Genomic DNA, 25,120 nt, shown 5'->3' on the forward strand with positions numbered 1-25,120 from the left:
GTCACGAAACGAGGAGCCTGATGCCCACTTTCGAGGTTCCCGGAGCCGAGCTTGCGGTTGTTTTGAGCGACGAAGGTGGACACCCCATTGTCCAGCTGCATGGCCTTACCTCAAGCCGCGCGCGCGATCGGGTGCTCAACCTCGACCTCGGTCGAGGGCTTAGTGGAACCCGGCTTCTGCGGTACGACGCACGCGGCCATGGCCGGTCGACGGGGCGGAAGGTCCCCGAGGACTATCAATGGCAAAGCCTCGCCGACGATCTCCTCCGACTGCTCGATCACTGGTTCCCAGGCGAGCGTGTCCACGGAGTTGGTCCTTCCATGGGTACCGGCACGCTCCTGCACGCCGCTTCCCGCGAACCAGACCGCTTTACCGGGCTCACCCTTATGGTGCCACCCACCGCGTGGGAAACCCGATCTGCACAGGCTGCAAACTACCGGGTTGCCGCGGCGCTTATCGAAGCTGACGGTGTCGAGGCATTCCTCGCCACCACGCGCGGAGCAACACCGCCGCCGGCCACAATTGGTGCGCCGGAGACGGTGCCCGACGTCGCCGATGCCCTCTTGCCGTCGCTGTTTCGAGGCGCGGCACTGAGCGATCTGCCTGCTCCTGAGGCCGTCGCACGAATCGACGTACCGACGACAATCCTGGCGTGGGTCGGTGATCCGGGCCACCCGCTGTCAACCGCGGAATCCCTTGCCGCATTGCTCCCTCAAGCAACGCTGACGGTCGCCCGCACCCCAGGAGATGTCGAAACCTGGCCGAAAATTCTGAGCCAGGATGTCGCCCGTCGAGGCTAAGCGACGATTCGCTCGGCTACTTGCTCACATTCAAGCGGAACCCGATTACACGTTGAAGCGGAACTCCACCACGTCGCCGTCGACCATCACGTATTCCTTGCCTTCGATGCGGACCTTGCCGCGGGACTTCGCCTCGGCCATGGATCCGGCCTCGATGAGGTCCTCGAAGGAGACCACCTCGGCCTTGATGAAGCCGCGCTGGAAGTCGCTGTGGATGACGCCGGCGGCCTGCGGGGCGGTGTCGCCTTGGCGGATGGTCCAGGCGCGTGCTTCCTTGGGGCCGGCGGTGAGGTAGGTCTGCAGGCCAAGGGTGTGGAAGCCGACGCGGGCCAGTTGGTCCAGGCCCGATTCGCTCTGGCCGTTCATCTCGAGCATTTCGCGAGCCTCTTCCTCGTCCAGTTCAACGAGGTCGGACTCAAGCTTGGCGTCAAGGAAGATGGCGTCTGCCGGGGCAACCAGGGCCCGCAGCTCGTCCTGCTTCTCCTGGCTGCCCAGGATGCCTTCGTCCGCGTTGAAGACGTAGATGAAGGGCTTGGCCGTCAGGAGGCTGAGCTCCTTGAGGTGCCCCATCTCAAGCTTGTCGCTCTTGATCGAGGCGAAAATGGTGTCGCCGCGTTCCAGCACGGCCTGGGCGGCCTTGATGGCAGCGAGTTCGGCGGCTTCCCGCTTCTTGATCTTGACTTCTTTTTCGATCCGCGGAATCGCATTTTCGATGGTCTGCAGATCAGCCAGGATCAGCTCGGTGTTGATGGTTTCCATGTCCGAACGGGGATCCACCTTGCCGTCCACGTGGATGACGTCGGGGTCATCGAACACGCGGACCACCTGGGCGATGGCCTCGGCCTCACGGATGTTGGCGAGGAACTTGTTGCCCAGGCCTTCACCCTCCGATGCGCCCTTGACGATCCCGGCGATGTCCACGAAGGACACCGGGGCCGGCAGCAGGCGCTGGGAGCCGAAGATGTCCGCAAGCTTCTGGAGCCGCGGGTCCGGCAGGTTCACGACGCCGACATTGGGTTCGATCGTTGCGAACGGGTAGTTCGCAGCGAGCACCTGGTTGCGGGTCAGTGCGTTGAAAAGAGTTGATTTGCCGACGTTGGGCAGTCCGACGATGCCAATAGTAAGAGCCACGAGGATTGATTCTACCCGCTGGAGCTGGCCGCCCTAGCAGTTTTCGCGGCCCCCGCGCCCGCCGAGGGCACGTGTGACGTCGCCAGCTGCCTTAAGCGTGGCGCGGAGTTCCTTGGGAAGGGAGAAGAGCAGGTCTTCCTCCGCTGTGACGACTTCCTCCACCGAGCCGTAGCCGTAGTCGGCCAGCAGGCGCAGCACATCCTGGACGAGGACCTCTGGAACGGAGGCGCCAGAGGTGACCCCCACGCTGGCCACGCCTTCGAACCACCGTTCGTCCACTTCGTTGGCGAAGTCGACACGGTAGGAGGCCCTGGCACCGTACTCCAGGGCAACTTCCACCAGACGGACGGAGTTGGAGGAATTGGCCGAACCGACCACGATCACCAGATCGGCCTGCGGGGCGATCTTCTTGATGGCCACCTGCCGGTTGGTGGTGGCATAGCAGATGTCATCGCTGGGCGGATCCTGCAGCGTGGGGAAGCGGTCCTTGAGCAGGCGGACCGTCTCCATGGTCTCGTCCACGCTCAGGGTTGTCTGCGACAGCCAGATGGTCTTCTCCGGGTTCCGCACGGTGACCTTGTCCACCTCGTGCGGTCCGTTGATGATCTGGATGTGGTCCGGGGCCTCGCCGGCGGTTCCTTCGACTTCCTCGTGCCCTTCGTGGCCGATCAGCAGGATGTCATAGTCTTCCTTGGCGAAGCGGACTGCTTCCCGGTGGACCTTGGTGACCAGCGGGCACGTGGCGTCGATGGTGCGCAGCCCGCGGTCCTCGGCAGACTGGACGACGGCGGGTGACACGCCATGTGCGGAGAAGATCACCAGGGCACCCTCGGGCACCTCGTCGGTCTCATCCACGAAGATGGCGCCCTGCTCCTCAAGGGAGCTGACGACGTGCACGTTGTGCACGATCTGCTTGCGGACATAGACAGGCGGACCGTAGTGTTCCAGGGCCTTCTCGACGGCGATGACCGCCCTGTCCACGCCGGCGCAGTAGCCGCGCGGGGCCGCCAGCAGGACCTTCTTGGGGCCGCTGACCGGGGCCGCAGCCAACACCTCTTCCGGTGATCGCCGTCTGCGGGGGACGGTGGGCATCGGGATGGAAACTGCTGAGCTGCTCATCCCTCAATGCTACCGTCAGCGTTTCACGCCCCGGACACCGGCTCAGGCTGTGCGGCAGTCGCAAGGTCCTGGGGTCACACAGCCCTGCGGCGGCCGAACGATACAGCCCACGCCACGGCGCCCAGGGCAGCGATTCCGGCGGCCCCCGCGAGGGCCAGGACAACCCACTGCCCAAAACCGGCCTGGCACGCGGCCATGAACTCACGCTTGAACACCTCGGCAACAGGGTTTCCGCTGGACATGCCGCCCACCACTGCGGTGGCAATCCCCGCGGAAACCGTCCAGACGGCGGCAACCACAGCGAAGCCGAAACCAGCGAAGACGGCCAAGCGGGACCGGCGTCGGGCAGCAACGAAGGCGAGGCACAGCGAGACGAGCGCGCCCAGGGCCGGCACCCACCAGAGCGGCGCGAAAGCGGCCGCCCGTTCCACCAACTGGCGCTGCGAGGGTGCGCCGATGTTGATCAAGGCAGCATCCGCCACGTCCAGGGGCAGTCCGATGGCCGCGGTCAGACGCGCCGCCATGAGTCCGACCAAGGGGCCGACGTCGAGGATCAGGGACGTGGGTGCCGGAGTTTCTTCCGTGACGCTGGAAGGATCCGTGAAGTTCAGCTGGTGGCTTTTCCGGATGGTGTCATCCCAGGCGCCCGGGAACTCCGGCCAGGACTGCATGCTGGCGGCCGCGTCCTCGAGAATGCCTGCGGCCAGCTGTTCTGCGGCCGCGGGGAGCTCGATGGAGGACTCAAGGCTTCCGACAGCGGCCGTGGCCAGGCTGTGCTGGAAGGCCTGGTCCTTGCCCAGCGCCGCGGTCAGGCGGACGAACCCGTCCTCGCGGACGATGTTGGAGTCAACCCAGGCCGTGGGCACAGCCACGGCGGTGAGCAACAGGGACAGGATCACTGCCGCGGCAGATACAAACGTGCGCAAGGGGGTCCTCAGGATCGGGAGGGCGTATCTGCCATCCTATGGCGGGCTGCGGGGATGGGAAAAATGTCGGAGCTGGGTGCTAAAGCTATGGATAGAGTTGGAAGGCCGGCCGGATCCTCCCCCATCGGGGCAGACAGTGCAGGCTGGGTGCCGGGTTCCGGTGCCGTGGCAGCGAGGACAAGAGAAATGCAGCAGCAACAGGCAGACGGGACCGGCCGCGATGAGCGCTGACGCCCTGCCCGAATCAACGCTGCCTGGCACAGCCGCGGAAACCAGCCCGGAGAACCCCTGGCCACTTCAGCTGCTCTCCAGCAAGCTCAAGGCCCACGTGGAACGTGCCCCCGCGGCCTGGATCGAAGGCCAGGTCATTGAGTTGAACAGGCGCGGCAGCAACGCGTTCCTGACCCTGCGCGATGTGGACGCCGAGATCTCCCTGCCCGCCTCCGTCTGGTCCAACGTCCTGGACCGCCAGTCGACGCCGTTGGAACGCGGTTCCCGGGTTGTTGCCCTGGTGAAACCCGAATTCTGGCTCAAGACCGGGCGCCTCAACATGTCCGTCAAGGACATCCGACCGGTGGGCCTCGGTGACCTGCTGGCCCGCATCGAACGGCTCCGCCAGGCACTTGCGGCGGAGGGACTGTTCGCCGACTCCCGGAAGAAGCGCCTCCCCCTGCTCCCCCACCGGATCGGCCTCATCACCGGCCGCGATTCCGATGCCAAGAAGGACGTCCTGCGCAACGCCGCGCTCCGCTGGCCCGCCGTCGAGTTCGATGTCCGCGAGGTGGCGGTCCAGGGCAACACGGCAGTTGCCCAGATCATCGGTGCCCTGCGGGATCTCGATGCCGATCCGCACATTGACGTCATTGTCATGGCCCGCGGCGGCGGTGCCCTGGAAGACCTGCTGCCCTTCAGCAACGAAGAGCTGGTCCGCGCCGTGTCCGCCGCCTCCACCCCGGTGGTCAGCGCCATCGGCCACGAGGCAGACCGGCCCATCCTCGACGACGTCGCGGACCTTCGCGCTTCCACTCCGACCGACGCCGCCAAACGGATCGTCCCGGACGTCGCCGAGGAACTCGCCATGGTGGGCCAGGCCCGGGAGTACCTGCGGCGCAGCGTCGGCCGGCTGGTGGAACGCGAGGCGGAGCGGCTGCATTCGCTGCGCTCCCGCCCGGCCCTGGCCGCACCGGAGAGCATGGTCGCGGCGCGAGCCGAGGACGTCCACCGGCTGCGTCAACGCGCCCATGCCTCGGTTAGCACCGCCGTGGTCCGTGCACTGGACCAGGTGCAGCACCTCCGTGCACAGGTCCGCGCGCTGTCTCCGCAGAACACGCTGGACCGCGGCTACTCGGTGGTCCAGCTGGTGGGCGCAGACGGCGGAGGCCACACCGTGGTCACCAGCCCGGAGCAGGCGCCCGCCGGCACGGCACTGGCCATCCGCGTGGCCGAGGGCAGGTTCACCGCGGTCTCGTCCCAGCCAGCATCGAAGTAGAACGAAGAGGAACTCTCCATGACCGCAAGCAACGAAACCCACGAAGCACTGGACGGGCTGAGCTACGAAGAAGCCCGCGAGCAGCTGGTGGCCGTGGTGGGCCGCCTGGAAGCCGGCGGGGCCAGCCTGGAGGAATCCCTGGCTCTGTGGGAGCGCGGCGAGGCCCTGGCTCAGCGCTGTGAAGAGTGGCTCGAGGGCGCCCGGCGCAGGCTTGCCTCGGCCCGGGACACGGCCGGTTCGGGATCAGGCGCCGGCGCCAACACAGCCAGCACCGGAAGCGACACGGAAACCGGCTCCGCAGCCGGGTAACTCAGCTCTTCAGGACCAGGGCCCGCTCGGCCGAGACATCGAACTCCGCCTTCGGCCAGGCGAGGTCCAGTCCGTCCAGTGCCGCCAGCAGCAGCTGCTGGACCGCGATGCGGGCGTACCATTTCTTGTTCGCAGGCACCACGTGCCAGGGCGCCAAGGCCGTTGACGTTTTGTCGAACGCCACGGTGTAGGCCTCCTGGTAGGCGTCCCAGTGGGCGCGCTCTGCCAGGTCGCCGGTGCTGTACTTCCAGTGCTTGCCGGGATCATCGAGGCGGTCCAGGAGCCGGGCCTTCTGCTCCTCCTTGCTGATGTGCAGCATGACCTTGACCACCACGGTGCCTTCTTCGGCCAGCCTGGCTTCGAAGTCGTTGATGGCGGCGCAGCGCCGTTCCAGTTCAGCAGCGTCGGCCCACGCATGGACCCTGTGGATCAGCACATCCTCGTAGTGCGAGCGGTCGAAGACCCCCACCATGCCCGCCCGGGGCACTTCCTTCTCGATGCGCCACAGGAAGTCGTGCGCCTTCTCCTCCTCAGTGGGGGCTTTGAAGGCTGTCAGCTGCACGCCCTGCGGGTCCATCGCGCCCACCACGTGGCTGACGATCCCGCCCTTTCCGGCGGTGTCCATGGCCTGCAGGATGAGCAGGATCCGCTTGGTTCCGCCGAATTTCCCGTCGGCGAAAAGCTTCTCCTGCAGCTCTGCCAGCCGTGTGTCCTGGGCATCGAGCAGGGCCTGGCCATCGGCCTTATTGCCGGTGTAGCCCGGCGTCGAATCGGGGTCGATGCCGGACAGCTCAAAGCCGGCGCCGATCTTGAGCGTCTCCGAGGGATGCTGCTTGAACTCCACTACTCCGGCCATGGCTGCCTTCCGCACGTTGCCGCGGCCCTGGGCGGGGCGGCATTGCACTCAGGTTAGTTGCCGGGGTACCGCGACAGGAAGTCCGCCATGCGGCCGATGGCTTCTTCGATGTCCTTGACGTTGGGAAGCGTGACCATGCGGAAATGGTCCGGGCGCACCCAGTTGAAGGCCCGGCCGTGGGAAACCAGGATCTTCTGTTCCTTGAGCAGGTCCAGGACAAACTTCTCGTCGTCGCGGATGTGGTAAACCTCGGGGTCCAGCTTGGGGAACAGATACAGGGCGCCCCTGGCCTGCTGCGTGCTGACACCGGGAATGGCGTTGAGGAGGTCATACGCCTTGTTGCGCTGCTCCAGGAGCCTGCCGCCGGGCAGGATGAAGTCGTTGATGCTCTGGTAGCCGCCGAGCGCCGTCTGGATGGCGTGCTGCGCGGGCACGTTGGCACACAGGCGCATGTTGGCCAGCAGGTTGATGCCCTCGAGATAGTCTGCGGCGTCCTTCTTCGGCCCGGAGATGGCCATCCAGCCGGCGCGGTAGCCGCACACGCGGTATGCCTTGGACAGGCCGCTGAACGTCAGGCACAGCACGTCGTCGCCCGTGAGGCTGGCGAGGTTCACGTGGACGGCGTCTTCGTACAGGATCTTCTCGTAGATCTCGTCGGCGAAGAGCACCAGGCCGTGTTTCTCGGCGAGGGCCACGACCTTCTTGAGCGTCTCCTCCGGGTAGACGGCGCCCGTGGGGTTGTTCGGGTTAATGACCACGATGCCCTTGGTCCGGGGCGTGATCTTGGCTTCCATGTCCTCAAGGTCAGGCTGCCAGCCGGACTCCTCGTCGCACAGGTAGTGCACCGGCCTGCCGCCGGCCAGCGCCACGGAGGCTGTCCACAGGGGGTAGTCCGGGGTGGGAATGAGGACCTCGTCCCCGTCATCGAGCAGCGCCATGAGCGACATCGTGATGAGCTCGCTGACGCCGTTGCCGAGGTAGATGTCGTCCACATGGATGTTCTGGATGCCGCGGGTCTGGTAGTACTGCGAGACCGCGGTGCGGGCCGAGAAGATGCCGCGCGAGTCGCTGTAGCCCTGAGCGTTGGGCAGGTGGCGGATCATGTCCACCAGGATGGCGTCCGGCGCTTCAAAGCCGAAGGGGGCAGGGTTGCCGATGTTCAGTTTGAGGATCCGGTGACCCTCCGCCTCCATCTGCTGGGCGGCCTGAAGGATCGGTCCACGGATGTCGTAAAGGACATTATGAAGCTTGGTGGACTGCTTGAAATTCGCCATCCATCAAATATGCCATATAGCGGATGCACTTCAGCTGAGACATCACTCACAGGCCCGACGACGGCGGCGAGAGACCCGCAAGGACGGTCACCGCCGTCGTCTTTGGCAGGGGCCTCCGCCAGGGAGGCGGCGGGGATCTACTTCACGATCCCCTTGTCCTTCAGCCAGGCGGCTGCTGCGTCCTTGGGGTTCTGCTTCTGGTCGCCGCTGACAGCACGGTTGAGGTTGATGAGGTCCTCGGTGGTGAGGATCCTGGACACGTTGTTGAGCGCGTCGCGGGCCTTGTCCGTCATCTTGGCCTTCTTGTACAGCGGGAGGACCTGCTGGGCCTTGAAGTTGTTCTTGGGGTCCGCCAGGACCACCAGGTCGTTATCGGCGATGGAGGGCGTGGTGGTGTAGATATCGGCCACCTGCACCTCATCGGAGAGCAGCGCCTGCAGGGTCAGATTGCCGCCGCCGTCGTTGAACGGCTTCAGGCCCTTGAGCACGCAGTTGTAGTTGGCCTTGAGCCCGGGGAAGCCATAGGCGCGCGTTTCGAAGGTGGCCGGGGCCGCCATGGTGAAGTCCTTGCAGACCTTGGCGAGGTCTTCGATGGACTTCAGCTGGTGTTTCTCGGCCGTGGCCTTGGTGACCACCATGGCGTCCTTGGATTCAGCCTTGGCCGGCTCAAGGACGGCCAGATCCGCGGGCAGCTTACCCGGGAGTGCCTTGTAGACGTCCTCGGCGGAAACCTCGGTGGCCGCCGTGTCCACGTAGGAGAGCAGGTTGCCGGAGTAGTCCGGGACCAGGTCAATGGAACCGTCCTGCACGGCCTTGACATAGATTTCGCGCGAGCCGATGTTGGGCTTGGTAGTGGCGGTGCTTCCGGCGGCGTTGAGTGCTCCGGCATAGATTTCCGCGATGACCTGGCTCTCCGGGAAGTCGGCCGAACCAACCACCAGGGGGCCTCCGCCGCCGGTGGCGGCGCTGCTGGACGGGGTGGCGAGCGGGCTCCCGCCGCAGGCGCTCAGGGCGAGCGCGATGCCAACGCCCGCTGCCAGGCCGCCAAGGCCCCGGCGGGTGACAGTCGAGGGGACAAGGGTTTTCATGCTGTACCTCCTTGAAGAACAGCCCCGGCAGGTGCGTCGGCTGTGGAACGTCCGGCAGCCTGCTGGCCGCCGCTGGAATCGGGGGAAAGTCCCGCCGGAAGGAGCAAGCGCTGTGCACCGGCCAGGAGAAGATCGACGGCAATAGCCAGCGCCGCGATGAGCAGTGACCCGCCCAGCATGCGCGGAAAGTCCCGGAGCACGAATCCGTCGAACAGGTAGCGGCCCAGGCCGCCCAGCGGCAGGTACGCCATCACCGAGACCGTGGCAATCACCTGCAGCACGGCAGTCCGGATGCCGCCGAACATGACCTGGAGCCCGTTGGGCAGCTCCACCCGGAACAGGATCTGCAGCTCGGTCATGCCCATGGCCCGCGCCCCGTCCACCACGGCACGGTCCACGCTGGAAATGCCGGCGTAGGTCCCGGCCAGCAGTGGCGGAACCGTCAGGATGACCAGGGCCCAGACCGGCGGCATGAGTCCGCTGCCGGCAAGCAGGGCGAACAAGACCAGCAGTCCCAGGGTGGGCAGGGCGCGCAGTGCCCCGGCGACGGCGACGGCCACCACGCGGCCGCGGCCGGTGTGGCCGATGAGGAGCCCCACCGGAACGGCGATGGCGGCCGCGATGAGCAGCACGAGTCCGCTGTACAGCAGGTGCTCGGCCAGCCGGGTGGGGATGCCTGAGCTGCCGGCCCAGTGCGCGGGGTCGGCCAGCCAGGCGAGCGTGTCGGTGAAAACGTTGCTCATCAGCCGGCCCCGGCATGGACCTGGTAGTCGGCCGTGAACCCTGCCCCGGACCCCTTGCCGGCCTTGGCCGGGCCGCCCGCGGCTCTGGTCCACGGTGTCAGGAGCTTTTCCAGCAGGACCAGGACAGCATCCATGACCAGGGCCAGCAGCAGGATGGCGACGATGCCCACCACCACTTCCGTAATGAAGGTCCTCTGCAGCCCGTCGGTGAAGAGGACCCCGAGGTTTCCGACGCCAAGGAGGGCCGCCACGCTGACGAGCGAGATGTTGCTGACCGACACCACGCGCAGCCCCGCGAAGAGGACCGGAAGGGACAGGGGCAGGTCGATCTGCAGGAACCGCGCCAGCGGCCTGAATCCCATGGCCGCGGCCGCTTTCCGGAGGTCGTCGTGCACGGAATCGAAGGCGTCCATGGCGGCGCGCACCAGCAAGGCCACGGCGTAGATGGTCAGGGCAACCACTACGTTGAGCGGGTCAAGGATCCGGGTGCCCAGGATGGAGGGCAGGATGATGAAGAGCGCAAGCGAGGGAATCGTGTACAGCAGGGACGTGCCCGTGGTGATGATGGAGCGCAGAAGTCCGTTGCTGCGGGCCAGCTGCGCCAGCGGAATCGAAACCAACAGCCCCAGGATCATCGGAAGCAGGGCCAGGACGAGGTGCTGGCCCGCCAGCCCGAGCACCATGCCGCTGTTCGCCAGGAACCATTCCATCAGGAACGCTCTTCCCTGATCTGCCGGGTTTCCTCGATGAGGGCCAGGACGTCGGCGGCCTTCAGCACGCCGGCCACCTTGCCGTCGTCGTCCACGGCCACGCCCAGCCCGGACGGCGAGGACAGGGCTGCGTCGAGGGCGCGCCGCAAGGTATCGCCGCGGCGGAACAGGGAACCGCCGGGGACCAGGCCGGTTCCGTCGCGGGGCGAGGACCATCCCAGGGGACGGTCGTCTGCATCCACCACCAGCGCCCACTCCCCCGGCCCTTCGCGGGGGCCGCTGTCCCGGGACCGGACGGCTGAGTCAACCGTCTTCACCGGATGCAGCCGCACGGCGTCGGCCGCGTTGAACGCCAGGTGCCGGAAGCCGCGGTCCCGCCCCACGAACGCGGCCACGAAATCGTTGGCCGGCGCGCGCAGGATCTCCTCCGGGGCGGCGTACTGCGCCAGCTTGCCGCCCACCGCAAAGACCGCCACCTTGTCCCCCAAGACCGTGGCTTCATCGATGTCATGGGTGACGAAGACGATGGTCTTGGCCAGTTCCCGCTGCAGCCGAAGGAGCTCCTGCTGGAGTTCGTCACGCACCACCGGGTCCACGGCGCTGAATGGTTCGTCCATGAGGAGCACGGGAGGATCGGCGGCCAAGGCCCGCGCCACCCCCACCCGCTGCTGCTGGCCGCCGGACAGCTGGGACGGGTACCGCTTGCCGAGCACGGAAGCCAGCCCGACGACGTCGAGCAGTTCCGCCGCGCGCTTGCGCGCCGCCGCTTTGGGAACACCATTGAGCCGGGGCACGGTGGCGATGTTGTCCAACACCGAGCGGTGCGGCATGAGGCCCGACGACTGCATGACGTAGCCCATGGAGCGGCGCAGCCGGGCCGCAGGTTCCTGCGATACATCCCGGCCGGCAACCGTGATGGTGCCCGAACTGGGCTCCACCATGCGGTTGATCATGCGGAGCGAGGTGGTCTTGCCGCAGCCGGAAGGACCCACCAATACAGTGATGGCACCCTTGTCGATGGACATGCTGAGCGCATCCACAGCAGGCTGGCCGCCCTGGAACCGCTTGGTCACGTTCTCGAACACAATCATGGCTTCAGCCATTCCCGGGCTTACCTATCTGTTGGCGGCAACATCAAACGGTAGAGCCAAATGATCATAAGCACTCTGATTTTCGGCTGTAAAGATGACCTTCACCCAGCGTAGCCAGCCCCGCCGACGATGTCAGCGAAGCCACGAATACCGCAACGAAACGGCAATGTTCAGCGTTTCCGGCGCTTGCTGCTCCGCTCCGAACGTTCCTCCGCCTGGTCGTGACGGAAGCGTTCGGCGGCCCGCTGCCCCTTGCCGGCCACCACCACCTTCTGGTGCCATTCCCGTTGGTAGGCGCGCCGGGCAGCCGCGTCGTGGCGCCGGTTGAGGGCGGCGAGTTCGCGTTGCAGTTTCAGGTAGCTGTTCCAACGCCGGACATCCAGCACGTCCTCGGCGAGGGCGGCCTGCACCGCACAGCCCGGTTCCTGCCCATGGCTGCAGTCCGCGAAGCGGCACCGGGCGAAAAGCTCCTCCAGGTCGCTGAACATTTCGTCCATGCCGTCCTCGGCGTCGAACAGCCCGAAGCCGCGGACGCCGGGGGTGTCCATCAGCACGGCGCCGCCCGGCAAGGGCACCAGTTCCCGTGAGGTGGTGGTGTGGCGGCCTTTGCCGTCGCCGGCGCGCACAGCGCCCGTTTCCTGGAGCTCACGGCCGGCGAGGGCGTTGATCAGCGTGGACTTGCCGGCCCCCGAAGGCCCGAGCAGCACCAGCGTTCCGCCGCGGGGAACGTGCCGCAGCAGTTCGTCCAGTCCGTCCCCTTGTTCCGCCGAGGTCGTGACCACCTCCACTCCGGCGGATTGCTGCATGACTTCCCCGACGACGTCGTCCGCTATGTCGGCAAGGTCCGCTTTGGTGATGACCACCAGCGGCGTGGCGCCGGAATCCCAGGCCGCAACGAGGGTCCGTTCCAGCCGGTTGTGGGTGAGCGGCCGGTCCACGGGGACCACCACGCCCACCACGTCCATGTTGGCCCCGAGTACCTGTTCCTCCGAAGAGTGCTCGAAGGCGCGTTTGCGGCTCAGTGCCGATTGGCGCGGCAGGACCGCGACAATGGCCGCTTCGCCTGCCCGGTTGTGGCCAAGCCACACCCAGTCGCCGGTGGCCGGCACTTCGCCGTCCGCCGGATAGGGCAGGTGGAGGAGGCCCGGCGCCGTGGCGAGCAGGACGCGGTTCCGGTCCAGGCGGACCACGCGCCCTGGGCTCGTCCTGTCTTGGGTGGCGGGCGCTGGGTTGGCCCGGAAAAGCTCCGCGGCTTTATCGGTGAAGCCATACTCCACGGGTCCGTGAAGCTGCCGACTGCTGGTGGTGATTGAAGGGTCGCTTGAAGAAGCGTATGTGTTCAATGGATAGCCTCTGCTGAGGCCCGGCCGCCTAGTTCTGGCAGGCTGATGCCGGGACGGGAATGGTGATGTGATGACGGTGCGCCGCGACTGAGTGCGGGGCGCGCAAGATCGTGGCAATCATCAAATCCACCTCCTCGGCATCCAGGCCGGCAACTGGTACGCCGGCAACGATGTTCAGCTTAGCCAAGGAGGGCCTCCTTGGCTAGGGATTTCTCACGAAGGTTTGCCGTTGGCCGGGCGCTCGGCGTGCAGGCGCAGGGCAACATCCACCAGGGAGACCCGGTTCAGCCCGGACACCTCGCCAAGTGCTATCCAGGCTGCGTGGGTGGTGCTCCCGTCCACCTCATGGGTCAGTTCTCCCCCGGTGATGGTGGCCTCGTAGACCAGACGGAGGGACTGGAGGTCGCGGTCGGATCCGTCCAGCCGGACGTCCGACGGCCAATGGCCGACGTCGATCCCCAGCATGCTCCCGATCTCGGCTTCGTAGCCGGTCTCCTCGAAGATCTCCCGCCGGCAACCGTCCACCGGGTGTTCGGCCAGGTCCAGTCCTCCGCCGGGCAGCGTCCAGCCTTCCTTGCCGTCCTGCTTCCAGTAGGCCAGCAGAATGGCGCCGTCACGGATGATGACGGCGTAGGCCGCAGGGCGGGTATCGAAGTGGAGGCTCATGGAGCCAGCATAGTTGCGGTGCCCGGCACCAGCTCGTGCCGGGCACGATCCGGCTAGAGTTCCGCGGCGGCGATCCTGCCCGCTTCCTCCGGTCCCAGGTCGGCGGTCTCGCGGAGCTCCACCGTTGTTCCGGGCTCGCCGAGTTCCAGCACCTTGATGGCGTTGCGGCCGGCGCGGACAAGCGGTGCGGGCGCGTACAGGGTGAACTGCGGGCCCTTCTCCCAGTACCTGCCCAGCAGGAAGCCGTTCAGCCACACGAAGCCCTTGCCCGATCCCGGCAGGGCCAGGTACGTGTCTGCGGGCGCTTCGGCGTCGAATTCGGCCCCGGCGAGGAGGTCAAGTTCCGTGTCCCCCCACTCCGCCAGCGCAACGGGCGTCTGGGTCCAGTGGAAGGTGTAGCGCTGGTTGACGAGCACGCCGCCGAGGATGCCCTTGCCGTGGCCCGTGAGGGGGCCGTAGTTGATGCGGCCCAGGTTCTCCACGAGGATGTCGAGCTTGGCCAGGACTCCGGTGCCGGTGACGGCCAGGCCTTCGGCCCCGGTGACGTCGTCGAGCACTCCGGCGAAGGTGCCGTCCACCCAGACGTAGGCACGGTCGTTCAGGCCGGTGATCTTCAAGCGGGCTTCCGCGGGAGCGCCGGGGCTCCCGGGCAGGACGGCTTCCGCGGAGTACAACACCATGCCGGAGTCCAGGCCGAGCTGTTCAAAGCTCAGCGGGCGGACGCTGCGCACCGGTTCACCGGCGCCGCGGGCGAGCTCAAGCAGCCCGGGGGCCGGGCTGAGCGGCAGGGTCTGGGCGGGCAGCACGGCCGGCTCGGCGAGCAGCTCTGCAGGCAGTTCGGGGAGTTCGTCGATGCCCTGGGCGCGGTAGAACTCGGCGCGCATCGCGTGGAACTTGGCCGTCAGTGCCCCGTTTTCGGCGATGGGGGCGTCGGAGTCGTAGCTGGTGACCGTGGGCTGGAGCTTGGTGCCGTCATGGTTGCTGCCGGAACCGAGGCCGAAGTTGGTGCCGCCGTGGGCCATGTAGAGGCAGACGGAGCCGTCCAGGTCCAGCATCTTGCGGACCTCCGCGGCGGCGTCGCCGGCGTCGCGGCGGTGGTGGTTTTCGCCCCAGTGGTCAAACCAGCCGCCCCAGAACTCGACATTGAAGAACGGCTCGCCGGGCCTGCGGCGCTGCCAGGTGGCCATGGCCTCGTCGCCGCGGCTGCCGAGCGTCGCCGTCGCCCAGGTTTCCTCCACGGAGCCGCCGTCGAGGAAGTAGTCGTTGCCGCCGTCGGCCGTGAACAGCAGCTCTGTGATGCCGCGTTCTTCAAGGACGCGCCGGTTCCAGCGGATGTAGTCGTGGTCGTCGCCGTAGCTGCCGTACTCGTTTTCGATCTGGACCGCGACGACGGGCCCGCCGTTGGAGGCCTGGCGCGAGGTGATGATGGGCAGCACGTGGTCGAACCATTCCTCGATGGCGGCGGTGAACTGCGGGTCCATGCAGCGCAGCCCGATCCCGGGCGTGCCGGTGAGCCATGCCGGGAAACCGCCATTGTCCCATTCGGCGCAGATGTAGGGCCCGGGCCGGACGATGACGTCGAGGCCTTCTTCCGCAGCGAGGTCGATGAAGCGGCCGAGATCGCGCCAGCCCGTGAAGTCGGGGGCCACTCCGGCCTGGGGCTGGTGGAAGTTCCATGCCACGTAGGTGTCCACCGTATTGGCGCCCATCGCCTTGAGTTTGCGCAGCCGGTCCGCCCAGTGCTCCGGGTGGACCCGGAAGTAGTGGATGGCCCCGGCGAGGATGCGGTAGCGTTCGCCAGAACGGTAGAGGACAGCGTCATGGTAGCTCAGGATGGCGTGGGTCACACGAAACAGATTAGTACATTTTCCAACATTTATGCACATGGAGGTCCCCGTGACGAATCTCGATACAGCCCCCGTCCAGGAGCTCTGCCCGGCGGGCCATCCGGGCCACGCGCCCTGCGTGGAGCTGTGGCCGGCCCGCGAGGTGCCGCTGGGTGGCGTCCGCGCCATGAACGTCTTCCGGACCCTGCCCCAGCGCGCTTTGCCGACGGTCGGCGCCTGGTGCTTCCTGGACAATTTCGGACCGGACCGCGTGGCCATGAGCGTCCTCCCCCACCCCCACTGCGGCCTTCAGACGGTCACGTGGCCGCTGGAAGGTCCCGTCCGCCACCGGGACAGCGTGGGCAGCGACGTGGTGGTGCGGCCCGGCGAGCTGAACATCATGACGGCGGGCAGGGGTATCTCCCACTCGGAGTTCTCCGTGCTTCCGGAGGGCGTGGGATTGGACGACGACGGCGGCTCGTTGCCTGTCCAGCGCGGGCTGCAGTTGTGGGTGGCCTTGCCGGACGCGGAACGGCACCGGCCCCCGGCCTTTGAACAACACCGCGATCTGCCGCGCGCCTCGGGGCCCGGATTCACAGCCACCGTGATGGTGGGGGAATTTGCCGGCCAGCAGTCGCCGGCCACGATGTACAGCCCCATCGTCGGCGCAGAAATCACGGCAGCAGGGCACATCGTGCTGCCGCTCAAAGCACACTTCGAGCACGCCGTACTGGTCCTGGACGGCAGCCTGGTGATCGATGGACAGGCGGTGGACCCGGGTCCCCTGGCCTACCTTGGCGCCGGCCGCGATTCCCTCTCGCTCGACGCCGCCGCGGACACCCGCTTCATGCTCCTGGGCGGCGAGCCCTTCGAGGAGGACCTGCTGATGTGGTGGAACTTCGTGGGTCGCACGCACGAGGAAGTGGAGCAGGCCCGGGAAGACTGGGAAGCACAGGCCGGACTGGACGACACGGCCGCCGCCGCGGCGCGCTTCGGCTTCATCGCCGGCCACGGACCCGATGCGGGCCCGGAGGCCGGACGCATTCCGGCGCCGCCCATGCCGGGCGTCCAGCTCCGGCCGCGCACGCGCCGCTAGCTGCGTTCAGTTAGCTCAGCCGGCTCAGCTGCTCCGGCCGGGCTGCGCTGCTCAGCCGCGCTGCTCGGCCACCAGCTGCAGGACGCCGAAGACGGGTTCCTGCTCCAGCACACGGACATCCGTGATGCCCTGCGCCGTCAGGCCTGAGCGGAACGAGTCCTGCAGGGCCGGCACGTTCATGCCGAGCCCGCCGCCCAAGATGACGGGTCCGTCGATGCCCAATTGCCGGACCACCTGGGCCGCCAGCTCTGCGAGGTCGCGGCCGGCCTGCTCCACGAGCGTGCTGCTTGCTTCGTGGCCGGCCGCAGCGGCCTCCACCACCAGCCTGGCCTGTTGCGCCCAAAACCGGCGCCCGGTATCCGGGGAATGGAACAGGGCGATGAGCTTGTCCGGACCGTCGATCCCACAGGAATCCAGCAGGGCGGTGGTGAGTTCATCGGCTTCGAGTCCGCGGTTCATCCGGCGGAGGCTGTGGCGCACGGCCTCGCGGCCAAGCCAATACCCGCTGCCCTCGTCGCCCAGGAGATAGCCCCAGCCGCCGGCGCGCGCCTCGTCGCCGTCGTCGTTCCTGCCCCAGGCCGCCGAGCCGGTGCCTCCGATGACGGCCACGCCCGTGGCCGCTCCTCCGGCCGCCAGCAGGAGGCGCGAATCGTGGACCACGGTGACCCGGGCACCGGGCACGTGCGGGCTGATGAGCGCGGCAAGTGCCTGAGCGTCTTCCTCGGTGTCGATCCCGCCGGCTCCGGCGTAGACCTCATCCACGCTGCCGCCGCCGAGCAGCCCGAACAGGGCGGCAAGGTTGGCCGCCGCCACCTCGCGGCTTACATTCTGTACGTTGGAACTGCCGGTGCTTTCATCGCGCACCGGGATGCCGTCCTCGAAGCGGACGCCGTGCGTCTTGGTCCCGCCGATGTCGATCCCGATCACGGTACCGGCCACGGAGCTTGCGCCCGGTTCGACAGCGGATGCGTTTGCAGTGGGCAGGATGTTATGGGCATTGTTCACGTGGAAAAGAGTAGCTTGAAGCACCCCTGAAGGAGCACAGCATGGCCGAAAGCTTGTTCGGAACGCCGCTGATCGCGGCACCCATGGCCGGGGGAACGTCCACGCCGCGCTTTGTCGAAGCCGTCCATGCGGCCGGCGGGCTCGGCTTCCTGGCGGCCGGGTACAAGACCGTGGAGGGCATGGCCGCTGAGATCAGGGCCGTCCGTGCCTCCGGTGCGCGGTTCGGCGTCAACGTCTTTGTGCCCGATGCCGGGCTGCTGGCCGGGGCGGCGGCCGGTCCCGGCGGAAGGGCCGTGCTCGAGGCGTACCGCACCGCGCTGCTGCCGGAAGGCCGGCGTTACGGGGTGGCCATCCCGGAGCTGCGGCTCGACGACGACGACGCCTGGCAGGCCAAGATCGAGGCCCTCCTGGCCGAACCGGTCGAGTTCGCGAGCTTCGCCTTCGGGCTGCCCGGCGCTCCCGTGGTCCGGGCCCTGCAGCGGGCAGGAACCGTGGTCATCGCCAGCGTCACCTGCGCCGCGGAAGGCCGGCTCGCCGTCGAGCAGGGCGCGGATGCCCTCGCGGTCCAACATGCCTCCGCCGGAGGGCACACCGCCGCCTTCCTGCCGGAGCCGCAGCGGCTGTCCCGGGCAGGCACGACGGCGGAGCTGCTCGCCGAGGTGCGCACCGCCGTCGGGGTCCCCCTCATTGCGGCAGGCGCGATCATGGATGGTGCCGGGCTCCGGGAGGTGCTGACGGCCGGAGCCGTGGCCGGGCAGCTGGGGACTGCCCTGGTGCGCACCGACGAAAGCGGTGCCAGGCAGTTGCACAAGGACGCGCTGGCAAACCCGCGCTTCACCGAAACGGCCATGACGCGGGCGTTCACCGGGCGCTGGGCGCGCGCCCTCGTCAACGACTTCGTGCAGGACCATGCCGATGCACCGGACGGCTACCCGGCCATCCACCATCTGACGGCGCCTGTGCGGGCAGCCGCCGCCGCGGCCGGCGACGCAGAACGACTCAACCTCTGGGCAGGAACGGGCTGGCGGGAAGCCAAGGACGGTCCGGTCGCAATTGTGGTCACGGGGTTCCTGAGCGGGCTTTGACCAGGCCGGCCAGCAGCTCCGCCCCTTCGGAGAGGACCAGTTCGCGGAACAACCGCACGGGATCCGGTTCCACGGCCCGTTCCCGCCAGGCGATCCCGATTTCCCGGAAGGCCAGCCCGGAGTCGATGGGCACCTCCACCAGTCCCAGGCCTGCCGCGCGAAGGTACTGTCCGCCGCCGGATCCCGGACCCGCCGGCGGGAGGATGCCGAAGCCGAGCCCGGCGGACACCAGTCCGCGCACTGTGTAGCTTTCCTGGCCTTCAAAGGCCGTGCGCGGACGGAAGCCGGCTTCCCTGAAGAGTGCGTCGCTCAGCGAGCGCAGGCCGAGCCCGGAGGGAAGGGACACGAAGGGGTCGTTGCGCAGCTCCGACAGGTGCACCCTGGTCCTGCCGGCCAACGGGTGCCGGTGGTGCAGGACGAAGCGCAGCGGCTCACGGTACAGGGCGGCCGAGCGGATGCCCCGGCCCTCGGGTGCCACCGGCGCGGTAAGCGCAAAGTCGGCGTCGCCGGCGGCCAGGTCCTCGAGGCAGCCCGCACGCGCCCCCTGGCTCAGCTCGAAGGCTGTGTGCGGGTGGCGGCTCCGGAAGGCACTGATCAGGATGGGCAGCGTCGCCTCGCCGAAGGTGTGCTGGAAGGATACGGAGATCCGGCCGCGGACCACGGCGGACTCGTGCCGGACCCGGTCCAGGCCTGCCTGGAACTCGGCGAGCGCCGCTTCGATGTACGGCAGGAGCGTCCTGGCGGCGGGAGTCAGTCGGATGCCGCGGCCGTCCCGCACCAGCAGTTCGGTGCCCACCACGGCGCTGGCCCGGGCAAGCGCCCGGCTCACCGTGGGCTGAGGCACGCCAAGGATTTCGGCGGTTTCCGTGACGTGCTGCGTGCGCCCCAGCTGGGCAAGCACCGGCAGGAGGGGCAGGAGCTGGACCAGCTGCTTGTGTTCGATATCCATGGACCGGCCTTCCGGGGCTGTACCTTCACCGCCTCCGGCGGGCACGCATGGGGCGGGCGGGGCAGGCGGCAGGATTCAATGCGAATTCCGAATGAAAGCCAACTAAATCATGCATTGGAAGTATCTTCCAGGGCAGTCCTACCCTGAAGCGGTGAGCAAAACACTTTCCCCAGGCGCCGTGGCCTCAAACTGGGAGGGCCATCTCAAGGGCTCCGGCGGATACCGCCGCATCCTGGCGGGCCTCGCCCTGGCCGGCGTCGCGACCTTTGCGCAGCTCTACTCCACCCAGGCGGTGCTCCCCCTCATGGCCGCCGAGCTGCAGATCACCGCCGCCGAGGCCGCGCTCACCATCTCCCTGGCAACCGTGGGCCTGGCCGTCACCGTCCTCCCGTGGTCGTTTGTGGCGGACAGGATCGGACGCGTGCGGGCCATGGCCATCGGCATGACAGCTGCAACGGTCTTCGGCCTGCTGGTCCCCCTGGCCCCCACCATGCCGGTCCTTCTGGGGCTGCGCACCCTCGAAGGCATGGCGCTGGGCGGCATCCCGGCAATCGCCATTGCCTATCTCAATGAGGAGGTCAGCAAGATCCACACCGCGCTCGCCGCCGGCAGCTACGTCGCGGGCACCACACTGGGCGGCCTGGCGGGCCGTCTGGTGGCCGGTCCGGTCGGCGAACTCTGGGGCTGGCGCTCGGCGGCCTTCGCGGTTTCCCTGCTCGCGACTGTTTCGGCGGTCCTGTTCCTGGTGCTGGTACCCAAGCAGCGGCGCTTCTGCCCTGCACCGGCCGGCGGTTTCCGCGGCGCCATGCGCACGCTGGGCACGCACAGTGCCAACCCGAAGCTCCTGGCCCTCTACATCCAGGCGTTCCTGCTTATGGGCGGATTCGTGGCCGTCTACAACTACCTCGGCTTCCGGCTGCACGCGGAGCCCTTCGCGCTGCCGGCCACCCTGGTCAGCCTGATCTTCCTGGCCTACCTGTCCGGGACCGTCAGTTCCCGCTGGGGCGCAGGGCTCACTTTGCGCTTTGGCCGCCGGAATGTGCTGCTGGCGGGCATCGGCATCATGGCCGGCGGACTCGCCCTGACCGTGCTCGACAACCTCGCGGTGATCCTTCTCGGACTCATCGTGTTCACCGCCGGCTTCTTCGCCGCCCACAGCGTGGGGGCCGGCTGGACCGGGGCCATCGCCGTGGATGGCCGCGCCCAGGCGGCGTCGCTCTACAACCTCTCCTACTACCTGGGTTCCAGCCTGATCGGCTGGGCCGGCGGCCTGGTGTTCCAGGCATTCGGCTGGCAGGCCCTGGCGCTCAGCCTCACCGCCCTGGCCTGCACGACAGCGGTGATCACCGCCGTCGTGCACCGCTCCCCTGCCGCGGCGCCAGCCGGCTGAGGCCTACCGGGTGGACTCGATGGCCTGGACCAGGTCGTCGAGGATGTCCGCCGGATCCTCCAGGCCGATCGAGACCCTGAGCATCTGCGCGTGGGGCTTGGCGTCAGCTGCGACGGGGCGGTGGGTCAGCCCGGCCGGGTGCTGGATGAGGGTGTCGATGCCGCCCAGCGATACCGCGTGCGTCAGGAGCCGGACCGCTCCCGGGATGCGCCCGGCGTGTTCCGCGGATTCGACGTCGAAGGCCATGAGCGATCCGGGTCCGGACATCTGTGTGCCCACCAGGCCCAGGGGATCGCATTCGGGTAGTCCCGGGTAGTAGACCTTGCCCACCAGTTCGTGGCCGGAGAGCGCCATGGCCACCTTGTGTGCGGCGTCCTGCTGGGCCCGCACACGGATGGGCAGGGTCGCCAGGCCCCGGTGCAGAAGGTACGCCGGCCAGGGAGTGAGGATGCCTCCCGTGACCGCGCGGACGCTGCGGAGCCGCCTGGACCACTCCGGGCCGGCGGCCACCACGCCGCCCATGGCATCGCCGTGGCCGCCCAGGAACTTCGTGGCGCTGTGCAGGACCATGGCCACACCGTATTTGAGGGGCTGCTGCAGGACCGGGGTGGCGAAGGTGTTGTCCACCAGGACCGGGACACCGTCCGCGTCCCCGACGAGCCGGGCCAGGTCCACCAGCTCCAGGCTCGGGTTGGCCGGGGTTTCCGCGATGACCAAGCCGGTGTCCGGGCGAAGTGCTGCGCGGACCTCCGCGGGCGCGGCAAAGGTGGTTTCGGTCCCCAGGAGGCCGCTTGCCAGGACGTGGTCGGTTCCGCCATAGAGGGGGCGGACCGCCACCACATGGTTCTTTCCGGCGGACTTCATGGCGAGCAGGACACCGCTCAGGGCAGCCATGCCGGTGGCGAAGGCAACGGCCTCGGCGGCTCCTTCGAGTGCCGCCACGCCGTTCTCGAAGCGGGCCACGGTGGGGTTCCACAGGCGCTGGTACACGGTGCTCTGCCCGTCGAGGGGCACTCCGCCCGTGGCCATCTGCTCGTAGGCCAGGCCGCCGTCGTGGACCGAGGGAAGCGGGGCCGTGGTGGACAGATCGATCGGCACGGCATGGACGCCCTGTTCCGTCAGGCCGTCCCGGCCGGCGTGGACTGCGAGTGTGTCGAAGGTAGGCACTGCTCTCCTTAGAATTATTCACCGTTGAATCCGGTCAGTATCTGGCAATAATTCGGAGCTGGATACAGGCCATGAATGGAATGTCTCGAAATCGCGGATTATGATGAACGGAAAGCACTTTCAGGAGGATCTGTGAGCAACCCCGCGAAGAATGTTCGGCCCAGTGTTGTCAATGCCGAGCCCTTGGACGCCATCGACGAGCGCATCCTGGCCGCCTTGGTGGACGATGCCCGGATCTCGAACAAGCAGCTGGCCGAACTCGTCGGCATTGCCCCCTCCACGGCGCTCATGCGCACACGCTCCCTGTGCGAGCGCGGCATCATCGAGGGCTTCGAGGCCGTGCTGAGCCTGCCGGCCATTGGACGTTCGGTGCAGGCCCTCATTGCAGTCCGGCTCCGCGCCCACGACCGCGACCAGATCGACCGCTTCACGGCACGCGTCCCCAAGCTGCCTGCCGTCATTTCCACGTTCCACACCACCGGCTCCGTGGACTACCTCCTGCACATCGCCGTCGCGAACACGGACGAACTGCGCAACTGGCTCCTGGACAACCTGGCCACGGACCCCGTGGTGGGCCACACGGAAACCACCATGGTGTTCCAGCACATCCCCGGCAACCGCGGCCCGCTGCCGGAGTAACGACTGCTGGAGTAACGTCCGCCGGGGCAGGACTAGCGCCGGGCGATACCCCGCAGCGAGACCGCCGCGAGCACCAGTGCCGCGATGCCGCACAGCATAGTGAAGGCGGCAACGGCCGTGCCCAGCCCCAGCACCGATACGGCGAGCCCGAGCCCGATCACCGGGACGGCGCTGCCGAGATACGTGATGACGTAGAGGGTGCTGATGATCTGGGCGTGGCGGGAGGCCTCCACCTGCCCGGCGACGTGGTTGAAGACCTGTCGGAAGGCAAGGCCCTGCCCCACGCCCGCGGCAAGGCTGGCGGCCACCAGGAGCCAGGGATTTGACCAGGCTGCGGCCGCACCCACCAGCACCACCGAGACGCCCAGGACGGCAAGGCCCGCCGGCACCGTGAACCGGCCGCGGACCGCCAGCAACTGGCTCAGTGCCGAAGCCCCCAGCGTGATGCCGGCCAGAATGCCGATGAGGGGCCGCGTATCGGCGTGGACGGCCGCGGCGAAGTAGCCGGGGGCCAGCGAGAGGCAGAAGCCGAACACGGCAAAGCTCAGGAAGCCCACCGACGCCGCCAGCCAGAAGGCACCCCTCGCCTCGCGCGAGATGGAGGGCCTGCGGGGCGCCAGGGCCGTGAACGGCCGTGGGCCGTCGCCTGGTGCGATCGCCGGACGGGCCTTGAGCAGCCACAGCGGCACGAGCGTTGCCAGCAGCACGGCAGAGTGGACGTAATAGGGCGCGGACGTTGCCCCGGGAAGCAGCGACAGCAGCCCGCCGACGGCCGGACCGGCGGCGACTCCGCCGGCTGAGGACAGCAGCGTGAACCGCGAGGCCCAGTCCGGGCGCTGCGGCAGCAGCTCGCGCAAGGCGGCGGAGCTGGCACCCGTGGCCAGCCCGACGGCCACGCCCTGAAGGGCCCGCCCCGCGCACAGCGCCAACAGGCTGTCCGCGTTGGCAAACACCATGCCGCCCAGCAGGCCCACCAGCACGGCCAGCACCAGGGCGGCCCGACGGCCGATGTGGTCGGACCAGTGCCCGGCAAGCATGAGGACGGCCACCAAAGCGAGCACGTAGCTGGAGAAGGCCACCGTCACGCCCAGGGACGAGATCCCCAGCTGCTCTTGCAGGAGCGGGTACAGCGGGGTCGCCAGATTGGCCCCGAGCAGCAGCGTGAAAATCACGACGCCGGCTAGCACCAGCCTCGCGGTGGTGGAAGCATCCCAGCCCCAGCGCCCGGCGGTGGCCGGGCGCATGCGCAGTTCGCTAAAGACAGTCATTGCCGTGCCTTTGCCTAGGTGGCCGGCCGGCCGCCGCGTCCTCGTGGGACACGGCAGCCGCACAGCCAAAGTCTTGATGGCAACAGAATGCAATAGCCACTGATCCAAAAAGCAGACAATCGTGGGAAAATTGAGCGAAATACTCAAACAAGCGATGCCAACATGATCCGGAGTGACGTTTTGAACAGCCTCGACCCCCTGGACCTGAAGATCCTCCTGGAACTGGTCAAGGACCCCCGCATCCAGATCGCCGAACTCAGCGATACCCTGGGCATCGCCCGCAACACCGCCCAGGCGCGGGTCCGGCGCCTGTTGCGTGCGGGCGTGCTGAACAACGGTGGCCGCGAAGTGGACCTCGAAAAGGTGGGGTACGACGTCGTCGCGTTCGTCACGATCGAGGTCACCCACCGCGAACTCGACGGCGTGATCGGCGCCTTGCGCCTGATCCCCCAGGTGCTGGAAGTCCATGAGATCTCCGGGCGCGGCGACCTGTGGTGCCGCGTGGTGGCCGCGGACACGCACAACCTCCAGACGGCGCTGCGATCCGTGCTGCGGATCCGGGGCGTCATCCGCACGGAAACCGTCCTGGCACTGCACACCCATATCCCGTACCGGACCGAACCGCTGATCGGCCTGATGGCAGCTGCGGCGGCCCCGGCAACACGCACACCACAGGGCGCTTGATCCTCGGTCTTCCCTGGCCGGGCGGGGCTAGTATTCGAGCATGGACTGGCTCTCACACGTATCGCAGATCAACTGGCTCGCCGTACTCCTGGCCTTTGTGTCCAGCATGGTCATAGGCTTCGTCTGGTACATGCCCGCTGTGCTCGGCCGCCGATGGATGCAGGCCATCGGCAAGACCGAAGAGGACCTCAAGAACATGGAGGCCGGCGCGGGCATCTGGATCCCCATGATGGTCGCAGCGGCCCTGACCAGCATCCTGCTGGCGGTCTTCATCAGCAAGCTCGGACTGGACAATGCACTGGCCGGCGGCTGGTTCGCACTGGTGGTGGCAGTCATCTTCCGCGCGGGCGGGCACGTGATCCACAACGGCTTCGCCGGGCGGCCCGCGGCGGTGACAGTCATCGACTCTGGCCATGACATCCTCGCCATGACCGTGGCCGGCGCCATCATCGGTGCCATGCAGTAG

General features: G+C 67.8%; 26 protein-coding genes. 9 read left to right on the forward strand and 17 right to left on the reverse strand.

What is annotated here, in order from left to right:
• Window positions 1-20 precede the first annotated feature (20 nt).
• On the forward strand, window positions 21-800 hold the full coding sequence (locus NVV90_RS14535; RefSeq protein WP_258437980.1) for an alpha/beta fold hydrolase: 780 nt from the start codon (window positions 21-23) through the stop codon (window positions 798-800).
• 45 nt (window positions 801-845) lie between these two features.
• On the opposite strand, the gene ychF is transcribed toward NVV90_RS14535, so the two are convergent.
• From ychF to NVV90_RS14550, 3 genes are all read right to left on the reverse strand, one after another.
• Window positions 846-1,931: a redox-regulated ATPase YchF gene (gene ychF, locus NVV90_RS14540; RefSeq protein ID WP_258437981.1), complete on the reverse strand. Its 1,086-nt coding sequence runs from the start codon at window positions 1,929-1,931 to the stop codon at window positions 846-848.
• Window positions 1,932-1,964: 33 nt separating this feature from the next.
• Window positions 1,965-3,050, reverse strand: a complete 1,086-nt coding sequence (locus NVV90_RS14545) for a 4-hydroxy-3-methylbut-2-enyl diphosphate reductase (RefSeq protein WP_258437982.1) — start codon at window positions 3,048-3,050, stop codon at window positions 1,965-1,967.
• Window positions 3,051-3,124: 74 nt separating this feature from the next.
• A complete protein-coding gene (locus NVV90_RS14550) occupies window positions 3,125-3,976 on the reverse strand; it encodes a hypothetical protein (protein ID WP_258437983.1) in 852 nt (283 codons plus the stop codon).
• Between the two features lie 220 nt (window positions 3,977-4,196).
• On the opposite strand from NVV90_RS14550, the gene xseA reads away from it, so the two are divergent.
• Window positions 4,197-5,465: an exodeoxyribonuclease VII large subunit gene (gene xseA / locus NVV90_RS14555; RefSeq protein ID WP_258437984.1), complete on the forward strand. Its 1,269-nt coding sequence runs from the start codon at window positions 4,197-4,199 to the stop codon at window positions 5,463-5,465.
• Window positions 5,466-5,483: 18 nt separating this feature from the next.
• Complete coding sequence (locus NVV90_RS14560) at window positions 5,484-5,774, forward strand: exodeoxyribonuclease VII small subunit (RefSeq protein ID WP_258437985.1); 291 nt, start codon at window positions 5,484-5,486, stop codon at window positions 5,772-5,774.
• Between the two features lies 1 nt (window position 5,775).
• Here the strand turns inward: NVV90_RS14560 and NVV90_RS14565 are convergent, their stop codons facing one another.
• The 10 genes from NVV90_RS14565 to NVV90_RS14610 form a co-directional block, all read right to left on the reverse strand.
• Window positions 5,776-6,630 (reverse strand): PPK2 family polyphosphate kinase, encoded by an 855-nt coding sequence (locus tag NVV90_RS14565; RefSeq protein ID WP_258437986.1) that lies wholly within the window; start codon window positions 6,628-6,630, stop codon window positions 5,776-5,778.
• Between the two features lie 53 nt (window positions 6,631-6,683).
• On the reverse strand, window positions 6,684-7,904 hold the full coding sequence (locus NVV90_RS14570; RefSeq protein ID WP_258437987.1) for a pyridoxal phosphate-dependent aminotransferase: 1,221 nt from the start codon (window positions 7,902-7,904) through the stop codon (window positions 6,684-6,686).
• 137 nt (window positions 7,905-8,041) lie between these two features.
• Window positions 8,042-8,992 carry an ABC transporter substrate-binding protein gene (locus NVV90_RS14575; RefSeq protein ID WP_258437988.1) on the reverse strand — a complete coding sequence of 317 codons (951 nt, stop codon included), beginning with the start codon at window positions 8,990-8,992 and terminating at the stop codon, window positions 8,042-8,044.
• Entirely contained in the window at window positions 8,989-9,735 is a 747-nt protein-coding gene (locus NVV90_RS14580) for an ABC transporter permease (protein ID WP_258437989.1), read from the reverse strand. Before NVV90_RS14580 ends, NVV90_RS14575 begins: the two co-directional genes overlap by 4 nt.
• The gene (locus tag NVV90_RS14585; protein ID WP_258437990.1) at window positions 9,735-10,445 is read right to left on the reverse strand and encodes an ABC transporter permease; all 711 of its coding nucleotides are present in this window, start codon (window positions 10,443-10,445) and stop codon (window positions 9,735-9,737) included. The genes NVV90_RS14580 and NVV90_RS14585 overlap by 1 nt, the downstream gene beginning before the upstream one ends.
• A complete protein-coding gene (locus NVV90_RS14590) occupies window positions 10,445-11,548 on the reverse strand; it encodes an ABC transporter ATP-binding protein (RefSeq protein WP_309304063.1) in 1,104 nt (367 codons plus the stop codon). Before NVV90_RS14590 ends, NVV90_RS14585 begins: the two co-directional genes overlap by 1 nt.
• Window positions 11,549-11,706: 158 nt before the next feature.
• Window positions 11,707-12,879, reverse strand: a complete 1,173-nt coding sequence (gene rsgA, locus NVV90_RS14595; RefSeq protein ID WP_258437991.1) for a ribosome small subunit-dependent GTPase A — start codon at window positions 12,877-12,879, stop codon at window positions 11,707-11,709.
• Window positions 12,880-12,907: 28 nt separating this feature from the next.
• The gene (locus NVV90_RS14600) at window positions 12,908-13,066 is read right to left on the reverse strand and encodes a hypothetical protein (protein ID WP_258437992.1); all 159 of its coding nucleotides are present in this window, start codon (window positions 13,064-13,066) and stop codon (window positions 12,908-12,910) included.
• 26 nt (window positions 13,067-13,092) lie between these two features.
• A complete protein-coding gene (locus NVV90_RS14605) occupies window positions 13,093-13,545 on the reverse strand; it encodes an NUDIX hydrolase (protein WP_258437993.1) in 453 nt (150 codons plus the stop codon).
• 53 nt (window positions 13,546-13,598) lie between these two features.
• Window positions 13,599-15,392, reverse strand: a complete 1,794-nt coding sequence (locus tag NVV90_RS14610) for a beta-galactosidase family protein (RefSeq protein WP_258437994.1) — start codon at window positions 15,390-15,392, stop codon at window positions 13,599-13,601.
• Window positions 15,393-15,441: 49 nt separating this feature from the next.
• Here NVV90_RS14610 and NVV90_RS14615 point away from each other — a divergent pair, with 49 nt between their 5' ends.
• On the forward strand, window positions 15,442-16,467 hold the full coding sequence (locus tag NVV90_RS14615; RefSeq protein ID WP_258437995.1) for a pirin family protein: 1,026 nt from the start codon (window positions 15,442-15,444) through the stop codon (window positions 16,465-16,467).
• Between the two features lie 51 nt (window positions 16,468-16,518).
• Here the strand turns inward: NVV90_RS14615 and NVV90_RS14620 are convergent, their stop codons facing one another.
• Complete coding sequence (locus NVV90_RS14620) at window positions 16,519-17,454, reverse strand: N-acetylglucosamine kinase (protein WP_396125405.1); 936 nt, start codon at window positions 17,452-17,454, stop codon at window positions 16,519-16,521.
• Window positions 17,455-17,513: 59 nt separating this feature from the next.
• On the opposite strand from NVV90_RS14620, the gene NVV90_RS14625 reads away from it, so the two are divergent.
• Complete coding sequence (locus tag NVV90_RS14625) at window positions 17,514-18,557, forward strand: nitronate monooxygenase family protein (protein ID WP_258437996.1); 1,044 nt, start codon at window positions 17,514-17,516, stop codon at window positions 18,555-18,557.
• Here NVV90_RS14625 and NVV90_RS14630 read toward each other — a convergent pair.
• On the reverse strand, window positions 18,532-19,506 hold the full coding sequence (locus NVV90_RS14630) for a LysR substrate-binding domain-containing protein (RefSeq protein WP_258437997.1): 975 nt from the start codon (window positions 19,504-19,506) through the stop codon (window positions 18,532-18,534). The two genes, NVV90_RS14625 and NVV90_RS14630, sit on opposite strands and share 26 nt — an antisense overlap.
• Before the next feature lie 109 nt (window positions 19,507-19,615).
• Here NVV90_RS14630 and NVV90_RS14635 point away from each other — a divergent pair, with 109 nt between their 5' ends.
• The gene (locus NVV90_RS14635; protein WP_396125316.1) at window positions 19,616-20,896 is read left to right on the forward strand and encodes an MFS transporter; all 1,281 of its coding nucleotides are present in this window, start codon (window positions 19,616-19,618) and stop codon (window positions 20,894-20,896) included.
• Between the two features lie 3 nt (window positions 20,897-20,899).
• On the opposite strand, the gene NVV90_RS14640 is transcribed toward NVV90_RS14635, so the two are convergent.
• Window positions 20,900-22,063 (reverse strand): PLP-dependent aspartate aminotransferase family protein, encoded by a 1,164-nt coding sequence (locus NVV90_RS14640; protein WP_258437999.1) that lies wholly within the window; start codon window positions 22,061-22,063, stop codon window positions 20,900-20,902.
• A 132-nt stretch (window positions 22,064-22,195) separates the two neighbouring features.
• Here NVV90_RS14640 and NVV90_RS14645 point away from each other — a divergent pair, with 132 nt between their 5' ends.
• Complete coding sequence (locus NVV90_RS14645) at window positions 22,196-22,702, forward strand: Lrp/AsnC family transcriptional regulator (RefSeq protein WP_258438000.1); 507 nt, start codon at window positions 22,196-22,198, stop codon at window positions 22,700-22,702.
• A 32-nt stretch (window positions 22,703-22,734) separates the two neighbouring features.
• On the opposite strand, the gene NVV90_RS14650 is transcribed toward NVV90_RS14645, so the two are convergent.
• Complete coding sequence (locus tag NVV90_RS14650) at window positions 22,735-23,970, reverse strand: MFS transporter (protein WP_258438001.1); 1,236 nt, start codon at window positions 23,968-23,970, stop codon at window positions 22,735-22,737.
• Between the two features lie 162 nt (window positions 23,971-24,132).
• Here NVV90_RS14650 and NVV90_RS14655 point away from each other — a divergent pair, with 162 nt between their 5' ends.
• On the forward strand, window positions 24,133-24,654 hold the full coding sequence (locus NVV90_RS14655) for an Lrp/AsnC family transcriptional regulator (protein ID WP_258438003.1): 522 nt from the start codon (window positions 24,133-24,135) through the stop codon (window positions 24,652-24,654).
• Window positions 24,655-24,694: 40 nt separating this feature from the next.
• On the forward strand, window positions 24,695-25,120 hold the full coding sequence (locus NVV90_RS14660) for a DUF1761 domain-containing protein (RefSeq protein ID WP_258438004.1): 426 nt from the start codon (window positions 24,695-24,697) through the stop codon (window positions 25,118-25,120).

The sequence above is a fragment of the Arthrobacter sp. CJ23 genome, from assembly GCF_024741795.1.
In the GTDB taxonomy this organism is placed as follows: domain Bacteria; phylum Actinomycetota; class Actinomycetes; order Actinomycetales; family Micrococcaceae; genus Arthrobacter.